At 36.8% G+C, this 9,806-nt stretch carries 7 protein-coding genes and 2 pseudogenes; 7 read left to right on the forward strand and 2 right to left on the reverse strand.

The genetic code is table 11. The features are described 5' to 3' along the window. Positions 1–126: 126 nt before the first annotated feature. The 4 genes from GW534_RS09385 (at position 127) to GW534_RS09400 (ending at position 6,521) form a co-directional block, all read left to right on the forward strand. On the forward strand, positions 127–1,179 hold the full coding sequence (locus GW534_RS09385; RefSeq protein WP_161920764.1) for a M42 family metallopeptidase: 1,053 nt from the start codon (positions 127–129) through the stop codon (positions 1,177–1,179). Positions 1,180–2,394: 1,215 nt separating this feature from the next. Next, a complete protein-coding gene (locus tag GW534_RS09390) occupies positions 2,395–3,786 on the forward strand; it encodes a TldD/PmbA family protein (protein WP_161920765.1) in 1,392 nt (463 codons plus the stop codon). Between the two features lie 2 nt (positions 3,787–3,788). Beyond that, positions 3,789–5,141: a TldD/PmbA family protein gene (locus GW534_RS09395; RefSeq protein ID WP_161920766.1), complete on the forward strand. Its 1,353-nt coding sequence runs from the start codon at positions 3,789–3,791 to the stop codon at positions 5,139–5,141. A 435-nt stretch (positions 5,142–5,576) separates the two neighbouring features. Continuing rightward, complete coding sequence (locus tag GW534_RS09400) at positions 5,577–6,521, forward strand: DNA/RNA non-specific endonuclease (RefSeq protein ID WP_161920767.1); 945 nt, start codon at positions 5,577–5,579, stop codon at positions 6,519–6,521. 118 nt (positions 6,522–6,639) lie between these two features. Here the strand turns inward: GW534_RS09400 and GW534_RS09405 are convergent, their stop codons facing one another. Next, positions 6,640–7,161: a GNAT family N-acetyltransferase gene (locus tag GW534_RS09405; protein ID WP_161920768.1), complete on the reverse strand. Its 522-nt coding sequence runs from the start codon at positions 7,159–7,161 to the stop codon at positions 6,640–6,642. 263 nt (positions 7,162–7,424) lie between these two features. Here GW534_RS09405 and GW534_RS09410 point away from each other — a divergent pair, with 263 nt between their 5' ends. The 3 genes and pseudogenes from GW534_RS09410 (at position 7,425) to GW534_RS09420 (ending at position 8,725) form a co-directional block, all read left to right on the forward strand. Continuing rightward, positions 7,425–7,703, forward strand: coding sequence for a PQQ-dependent sugar dehydrogenase (locus tag GW534_RS09410; RefSeq protein ID WP_246204055.1), 279 nt, complete (start codon positions 7,425–7,427; stop codon positions 7,701–7,703). Next, positions 7,672–7,995, forward strand: a pseudogene (locus GW534_RS09415) (oligopeptide/dipeptide ABC transporter ATP-binding protein); the annotation flags it as partial. The gene GW534_RS09410 and the pseudogene GW534_RS09415, both read left to right, overlap by 32 nt. Before the next feature lie 117 nt (positions 7,996–8,112). Continuing rightward, positions 8,113–8,725: pseudogene (locus tag GW534_RS09420) on the forward strand (mandelate racemase/muconate lactonizing enzyme family protein). Between the two features lie 121 nt (positions 8,726–8,846). Here the strand turns inward: GW534_RS09420 and bshB2 are convergent. Then, positions 8,847–9,521 carry a bacillithiol biosynthesis deacetylase BshB2 gene (gene bshB2, locus GW534_RS09425; RefSeq protein ID WP_161920773.1) on the reverse strand — a complete coding sequence of 225 codons (675 nt, stop codon included), beginning with the start codon at positions 9,519–9,521 and terminating at the stop codon, positions 8,847–8,849. Between the last annotated feature and the right edge of the window lie 285 nt (positions 9,522–9,806).

A 9,806-nucleotide genomic window follows, 5' to 3' on the forward strand; every position in this document is an offset into this window, starting at 1 on the left:
TAATATTAGAAAACGTTAGTAAAACGTTGGAAATTTTACATAGAAAACTTCAATCTGTAGAAAAAATAAAAATATGCTTTAATAGAAGTAGAGAAATAGGAAACCCAATAGAAAGGAAGTCTAATGATGACATATAAAGTAAATGGCAATGAAACGCTTGAACTTATTAAGGATCTTGTTTCAATTCCGAGCCCAACAGGAAATACAGAACAAGCAATTGCTTTTGTTGAAAAGTTTTTCCAAAATCTAGGGGTTCATACATATCGCAACCGTAAAGGTGGTTTAATTGCAACAATTAAAGGGAAGGACACAAGTAAACATCGGATGTTAACGGCCCATGTAGATACATTAGGTGCAATGGTAAAAGAAATTAAAGATAATGGCCGCCTTCGTCTTGATATGATTGGTGGTTTTGCCTGGAATTCCGTAGAAGGGGAATATTGCCAAATTGAAACTTCTTTAGGAAAGGTTTATTCTGGAACGATTTTAATGCACCAACAATCTGTGCATGTTTATAAAGATGCTCGAACCGCAGAACGAAATCAGGATAATATTGAGGTACGTATTGATGAGAAGGTTACGAATGCTAATGAAGTCCGTGCTTTAGGCATAGAAGTAGGTGACTTTGTTTCCTTTGACCCACGAGTGGAAGTGTTAGATAACGGCTTTATTAAATCTCGACATTTAGACGATAAAGCAAGTGTTGCAATTTTAATGAAAGTTGTCGAGCATATCGTTAAGGAAAAAGTGGAACTTCCATACACTACTCATTTTCTTCTTTCCAACAACGAAGAAATTGGTTATGGCGGAAACTCCAATATAACACCTGAGACAGTTGAATACTTAGCTGTCGATATGGGCGCAATGGGTGATGGTCAACAAACCGATGAATATACAGTATCCATTTGTGTGAAGGATTCCAGTGGTCCGTATAATCTGAAGTTACGCAAACATTTGGTTGAGTTGGCGAAGAAAAATGGAATTGAATATAAATTAGATATATATCCGTTTTATGGATCAGATGCATCTGCAGCTATTCGTAGCGGCTTTGACATTGTCCATGGCTTGATTGGTCCTGGAATCGATGCCTCCCATGCCTTTGAACGCACACATGTCTCTTCTATTGAAAATACAGAAAAACTTATTTATTACTACTTACTGTCGGAGATGGTGGGGTAGTAAAAAGTAGTCTGGTCCTTTTATTAGGGATCAGGCTTTTATTAATTATGTATTAAGGATGAAGGACAAATCTATGTGGGAACTGGTATAAAATGTCCTTCATGAGTGTGCTGAAGGACAAATTAATTCGGAAATTAGTTAGAAATGTCCTTCATGAGTGTGCTGAAGGACAAATTAATTCGGAAATTAGTTAGAAATGTCCTTCATGAGTGTGCTGAAGGACAAAACTATGCGGGAACTGATTTGAAATGTCCTTCATAAGTGTTCTGAAGGACAAATTAATTCGGAAATTAGTTAGAAATGTCCTTCATAAGTGTGCTGAAGGACAAAGCTATGCGGGAACTGGTATGAAATGTCCTTCATGAGTGTGCTGAAGGACAAATTAATTCGGAAATTAGTTAGAAATGTCCTTCATGAGTGTGCTGAAGGACAAATTAATTCGGAAATTAGTTAGAAATGTCCTTCATAAGTGTGCTGAAGGACAAAACTATGCGGGAACTGATTTGAAATGTCCTTCATAAGTGTTCTGAAGGACAAAACTATGCGGGAACTGATTTGAAATGTCCTTCATAAGTGTTCTGAAGGACAAAACTATGCGGGAACTGATTTGAAATGTCCTTCATGAGTGTGCTGAAGGACAAAACTATGCGGGAACTGATTTGAAATGTCCTTCATAAGTGTTCTGAAGGACAAAACTATGCGGGAACTGATTTGAAATGTCCTTCATGAGTGTGCTGAAGGACAAATTAATTCGGAAATTAGTTAGAAATGTCCTTCATAAGTGTGCTGAAGGACAAAACTATGCGGGAACTGATTTGAAATGTCCTTCATAAGTGTTCTGAAGGACAAATTAATTCGGAAATTAGTTAGAAATGTCTTTCATGAGTGCGGTGAAGGACAAATTAATTCGGAAATTAGTTAGAAATGTCCTTCATAAGTGTGCTGAAGGACAAAACAATTCGGAAACTAGTATGAAATGTCCTTCATAAGTGTGCTGAAGGACAAATTAATTCGGAAATTCACCAAATATGTTCTTCATCCCAAAAAGAAAAACACCGTTGCATAAAAACAAATAAAACCTTCTAATTCTGCTTCAATAATAAAACTTCCGCCCTCAGACCTACATAAAATCGTACCATTTCACGATGAAAACCCGCAAAAATATTGTATAATAAATTTATAATTTTCATTAAACTCAAAACGAGGAGGTATTCCATGTTAAGTCCGTCCGTAATTGAAGATGTCCTGACAGCCACATTATCTACAGGCGGTGATTTTTCTGAAGTATTTGTTGAAGATCGCTTCTCCAACAATATGACACTCCAAAGTGGTCGACTAGAAAAAAGCATCTCTGGTCGTGATTTTGGTGTCGGTATTCGCATTTTTAAAGGTTTACAAAGTGTTTATGCCTATACGAATGATTTTACAATAGAAGGGTTAATTAAAGCGGCAAAAACAGCAGCCCAAGCGATTCAAGGTGCTTTCTCAGACAAAACAACAATCATTCCATTAGAAAAGGAAATTATCCAAACAGCCCATCCAATAGAGTTAATGCCTAACAGTGTAGAGAAGACACGTAAACTAGCAGTTCTTCGTAAAGCAAACGACATCGTTACAAACTACCATGAATCCATATCCCAAGCTGTGATTCGCCTCATCGATGAAGAACAAAATGTATTAATCGCCAATTCAGAAGGAAAGTTTGTAGAAGATAAACGGGTAAGAAGCCGTCTAGCAATTATGGCAATTGCCTCAAAAGGTACTGACATGCAACAAGGATTCTACGGACCAGGTGCCCATGCAGGCTTTGAATATATCGAAAACTTAGATTTAAACCACTATGCAAAGGAAGCAGCTCGAATCGCAGTTACGATGCTGAACGCAGATCCTGCACCAAGTGGGAAATTCCCAGTCATCATTGATAACGAATTTGGCGGAGTAATATTCCATGAAGCTTGTGGTCATGGTTTAGAAGCGGAAGCAGTTGCGAAAAACAACTCCGTTTTTGCGAATAAAGTTGGTGAAAAAGTCGCATCAGACCTTGTTACATATATCGATGATGGCACACTGACAAATGAATGGGGCTCTATCAACATCGATGATGAAGGGGAAAAGGCCCGTAAAAATGTCCTCATTGAAAATGGTATTTTAAAAGGTTACATGATTGATAAACTTAATGGTCGTAGAATGGGGACCGAATCAACAGGTTCATCACGAAGAGAATCATACCGATTTGCGCCAACTTCTCGAATGACGAACACATATATCGCACCAGGCGAATCAACACCGGAAGAAATTATCGCCAACACAGAATACGGAATTTTTGCAAAATATATGGGTGGCGGTCAAGTAGAGCCTGCTACAGGTGATTATAACTTTGCTGTTCAAGAAGCCTATCTCGTTGAAAACGGAAAAATCACAAAACCATTACGTGGTGCAACGCTTATTGGAAATGGTGCAAAAACAATCCAAAAGATTGATATGGTAGGAAATAACCTTGGCCATGGCGCAGGGATGTGCGGTGCAATGAGTGGCAGTATACCAGTAAACGTTGGTCAGCCAATGGTACGTGTTAGTGAGATCACTGTCGGCGGAAGGGAGGCTTAATTATGGATATTAAACAATTTCGTGACCGTATTTTTGAAGAAGGTAGAAAATTAGGGTTTACTAATTTAGAAGTTTACTATGAAAAAACAAGCAATTTTAATGTAAAACTATTTAAAGGTGAAATCGATGGCCATGAGTCTTCGACAGTTAACGGTGTTTCTGTGCGCGGCTTATATGATGGGAAAATGGGCTATGCCTATACGGAAAGACTTGATGAAGATACCGTTCATTTCCTACTAGAAAACGCGAAGGAAAATGCACTTCTAATCGAAGATGAACCGGAAGAACTTTATGATGGAAAAGGTGAGTATGCTGATTATAACTTTTATTCACCAAGTTTAGAGCAAACATCTGCCGAAGAAAAAATAGCCTTAATGAAGGAAATTGAGCGAAAAATATATGAACTAGATGATCGAGTCGTGCAAACAGATTATGCCGTACTTTCGGAACAATCCTTTGAAAAAGCGATTTTTAATAATAAAGGATTAGAAGTAAACGATAAAAATAATTTCATGTATGTTGTTTTTTCTGTTGTCGTGAAAGAAGGCGAAGAAATTAAATCCGGTTTCACCTTTAAAGTTGGAAAAGATCTATCAAAGTTTAACGCGGATGAAATTGCAAAAGAAGCGGTTGATCGAGCGTTAAGTTATTTAGGTGGAAAAACGTATCCGAATAAAATGTACCCGGTTATTTTACAAAATGAAGCGGCAGCATCATTATTAGCTACTTTTGTCCCAATTTTTTCAGCAGAAGCGGTGCAAAAAGGGCAATCCCAGTTAAAAGGAAAAATTGGCGAAAAAATCTCTTCTGACATTCTAACACTAATTGACGATCCGTTTTTACCAAATGGGCTTCGCAGTGGCACCTTTGATTCAGAAGGTGTTCCTACAAGAAAATTAGCCATTGTTGAAAATGGAAAACTACAAACATTTTTCTATAATTTAAAAACAGCGAAAAAAGATGGCGTGGAATCAACGGGTCATGGTTATAAACCATCTTACCAAGGCACAATTGGAATTAGTCCGACAAACTTTTACATCGTTCCTTCCGAAACATCGTATGAACAACTTTATTGCGATTTAGAAGAAGGAATAATTATTACGAACTTAGCTGGTCTCCATTCCGGTGCTAACCAAATCTCTGGTGACTTTTCTCTAGCAGCAAATGGCTACTATGTAAAAGACGGGGAAATCGTTGGTGCAACAAACTTAATGACAATTGCCGGAAACTTTTTTGAACTGCTAAAGGATGTAGAACAAGTAGGTTCTGACCTAGCGTTCTCACCAATGGGAATGCAAGGCTATATCGGTTCCCCATCCTTAAAAATTAAAAGCTTAACAGTAACAATAGATTAATATTTTTTGAGAGTCTTTCATTTCGAAAGGCTCTTTTTCATGTAAAACGAATTGCCAATACAAGTGTGATCTACTATTAACCGTTCATGCAATTACTCGTATTGAAAATAATCGTGATGAGCTTATTGCTAAACTATTTATTGACCATCTATTTGATGAAGATCGATTAGATAATGAAATGCTACCATATAAATATTTTGACGAAATTATAGGTGAAGAAATTTTAATAAAAAATTAGAGGAACATTTGATGCAGTTCAATTACTAGGATATTGGACTGTTATTTTTTTTGCAAAATAGAGTATCTAGCGAGGTAGAAGGTTTCCCATTACTTACTATTTTCTTGCTTTAGCAAATAAACACAGAGGATATTGAAACTATGTTAAAATAACAATGTTCGGTGTAGTTTTATGAAAAAGTATGGGAGAGTCCAAATATGAAAAAAACATTAAGTTATTTAGTTTTACTTTTAACGATTATTTTTATCGTTGGTTGTACAAATGTTGATGATGCATCAAGCTCAGATGCAACAACAGATTCACAAGAAGAAGTAGTGACGGAAGAAACAAATGAAAAAACTGAAAATGAAGAATCAACAGCGACCGTTGAAGATGAAAATCTAGAGGCGGAACAAACTGAGTCCGAAGCAAGTGAAGATCGATTTCCTGGATACAAACTAATTGAAGTAGATAGTTGTGATTTATCTGGTCAACGCCAGGCGAACGTTATTGTTAATATCGGTTTTGGCGATCGTGAATATTGGGCATTTACGAATGAATATGGGCAACTCGTACGCGTGGTTGCGGATGAAATTATTTTACAAGATGATAATTCAGAAGCTGTACTATCGAATGGCAGATATTGTTCTGATGAGGCGAAGGTTCCTGGTGTTGAAAGCTCAGTTTTAGATGAAGGACATGTTATTGCTGACTCGCTTGGTGGAGTATCAAATGCATATAATATTACCCCACAAGATAGTACATTAAACCGTCATGGTGATCAAGCTTATATGGAAAACGTGCTTCGTAAAGCAGGAGGAGCGACAAATTTTGAAGCCATTATCACCTATCCAAATACAGAAACACAGATTCCATCAAGTTATCAGTATACGTATACAATAAATGGGAACGTCATTGTTGATAAATTTGACAATGTAAATCCAGATGAGGTTAACGAATCCCTTGGATTAACGGGCAGTAAATCTACTGATTCATCTAATTCAAATAAAGAGGGCGACCTTTCTCGTGTCGATAAAGATGGTAATGGTCGAGTAACAATTAAAGAAGCAAAAGAAGCAGGTTATAAAATGCCAATTACTCGAGATCATTGGCTTTACCAATACATGGACGACCGTGATAACGATGGCATGGTTGGTGAATAATAGCTATAACTTTTTAAGTAAATAGTGAAAAGTATGTGGCTATAAAATTTAAAATTAAGTTGGCGGCAACTCTAGCCGGCTGAGGCTGTGCCGGCTTGAAAGCGTCCGCCAACGAAAATTATATTAAACGCTTCTCAAATAAAGAGAACCCTTTATTAGATCCTACTTTTGTTAAACCACATTTCTTATCGTAAAATTCATTCAACTTTTCATTGTTTCCAATACAATCAAGACGGAAATATTCTTTACCTTTTCTAGTTAAATAATCAATAATCCATTCAATGATTTCTTTACCTAAGCCACCACCTGTAAATTCAGGGTGAATGGCGATTTTATGTAAATATGCAGCATTATCATCTTTAACTCCCCATAATCCTTTATCCCACTCATTTTGATAATCATAAAGAGTAAATGTACCAATTAATCGGCCCTCATTATTTTTAATCATGAACGTTTCATGATCACGAATACCGTTCAAAATTTCCTCATTATCTTCTCCAACAATAACAGAATCCCATTGGTCAGGATGTCTTTCACTTACCCAACGAGCAGTGTCTTTTAATAAGTTTAAAATTTCATCTGCATCGTCCATTGTTGCTATATATACATCATAATCTTTTATGTTTTTTAAATCAGTCATTAAACAATCTCCTTTTTTAGACTTACTGAACAATTTTGTTGTTTTTATTTTGAACAAGTCAACATTTTACCATTCTCATAATTGATGTTCAATTTTTTCCTTTTTTTGGGCAGATTTTTTACATGATATGTACATGAAGATAAAAGTAGTGAAAATTGGATAAAATATAGCTGAATTGCGAAGATTCTTTCTATAGAGATGGTGCATTTGAAAAACAATTATTGGTTGTTGCTGTTTTTTCTTTCGCCTATGATGAAATAAACTTGATTGTCCCTGGGGCGAATTATGGGTGGCCAGCGATTCAAGGAAATGAAAAGAAAGGAAATATGGAAACTCCCCTTTTTCACTCGGGTTCAACCACTTGGGCACCATCGGGAATGGCCTTTCATAAAGGAACGCTTTTTGTTGCGCAACTACGTGGCCAAGGGATTCGTGCCTTTGATTTAGAAAATAAAACCCACAAACAAGTCGTATCTGGTTTTGGACGAGTTCGTGATGTATTTATAATCGGATCTAAGTATCGTGCATCATATTTCAGATAAAATCGGTGTTATGTATTTAGGGCATTTAGTTGAGATGGCACTTACGGATGATTTGTTTGAGAATCCACTACATTCGTATACAAAGGCATTGTTATCTTCCATACCAATTCCAGATACGAGAGTAAAACGGGAACGGATTATTTTAAAAGGGGACGTTCCTTCACCTATTAATCCACCATCAGGCTGTGTTTTTCATAGGAGATGCCCATTTGCGATGGAAAAATGTAAGAAAGTAAAGCAGGAGTTAAAGGACAGTTCCAACGGTCACATGGTAGCATGTCATTTATATTAAGAGTTTAATTTTATGGAAGATTAATAGCGCAAGTTGATGCATATGTTTATCTATAGATTAGTCGCAAATTTGTTCACTCAGTGTCTCCATCTTAGTAACGTTAAAGGAGCTGCTTAGATGAAGATTGAAAAAATTGAACTGTTTGCTATTGAATTACCGTTAATCGATCCGTTTGTTGTTAGCTATGCAAGATATGATTCGATGCCTTCAATTATTATTAAAGTGACGACCGATGATGGAATAGTTGGTTACGGCGAAGGGGTTCCAGATGAGCATGTGACAGGGGAATCAGTAGAGAGTACGTATCATGTGTTAAAATCAAGCATTGCCCCAAAGTTAATTGGGAAAAATCCGCTGGATATAGAACGAATACATGAAATTATGGATGAAACAGTGTATGGTGTACCAACGGCGAAAGTTGCAATTGATATTGCTTGTTATGATCTTGCTGGGAAAAAACTACTCATATGGCAGAAATGGCAAATATCGAATGTCAAATCGGGTCAATGGTCGAATCCTCTATCGCCTCAGCAGCAGGTTTACATTTAGCCTTTTCTAAGAAAAATATTACAAGTATGGAATAACAGGTCCGTTAAAATTTGCTAAAGATGTCGGAAATTTAAAATACGATGTTCCATATGTCAATATTCCCGATAAACCTGGATTAGGGGGTGACGTTGATGAGGAGGTGTTATTTGAAATAACGATGTATTCGGATCGAGTTTTATAATAGAAGGAATATGGCGGGAAAGCAAAAATAGTAGTACAAACCAAATGTAGTGGTTTATACTACTATTATTTTTTTGGTGAAAAGATTTAATGGCGTGCCCCTTTTGAGCTAAAGGAGCACTTTATTCATCGTCCCACTTATAACTCCAAAAATGCTCAATTTCTATTCGTTTCACAGCATCCGGATCCCCTTTTTTATAACCTTTAATCATATCCTCAATGAAGAAACCCGTTTGCGTACGATGGGCTTTTAATGAATTAATCTTTTCTTCTGCGGATTCACGGACATTATTGATGATATCCGGTTGACCAAGCTCTTCCACACAATTATTTGAAAAAGCGATGCAATGTAGCTTCGGACGTTGCTCTTTCGGAAAGCGTGAAACTGCCCGTACAACGGCACGACCTGTCGCTTCATGATCCGGATGGACAGAGTAGCCAGGATAAAAAGTGATGACTAGAGAAGAATTTAGTTCCTTAATCATTTCCGAGAACAGATCAGCTAATTTTTCCTCGTCTTCAAATTCAACGGTTTTATCCCGGAATCCTAGCATGCGTAAGTCTTTAATCCCAATTGCCTCTGCTGATGCTTGTAATTCTTTTTTACGGATTTTCGGTAATGTTTCTCTCGTAGCAAAAGGTGGATTTCCTAAATTTCGGCCCATCTCACCTAGAGTTAAACACGCATACGTAACTGGTGTTCCTTGCTTTATATAGGTGGCCAACGTACCGGATACACCAAACGCCTCATCATCCGGATGAGGTAAAATGACAAGGACATGTCTTTCTTTTTCAATCATAGCAACATGCTCCTTCCTAGATACAAAAATTTAGTTTAATTCATTTAATAGTTTGTTTTAGCTAAGACGGCTCAAAGACAAAAGATTGTTGATTTAATAGTGTAATGTCTTTTATAAGTGATCAAAAGGACAAAATGTCGGATGAAATTGACCGGGTTGTCCTTTATAAGCCTTCAAAGGGACAAAAGCTCAAGTGAAAGTATGCAAACTGTCTTTAATAGGCCTTCTAAAAGACAAAATAAAGCTAATTTTAATGAAAAATGTCTTTCATAGGCTTTATGA

The organism is Pallidibacillus pasinlerensis (assembly GCF_009996845.1).
GTDB lineage: Bacteria > Bacillota > Bacilli > Bacillales > Caldibacillaceae > Pallidibacillus > Pallidibacillus pasinlerensis.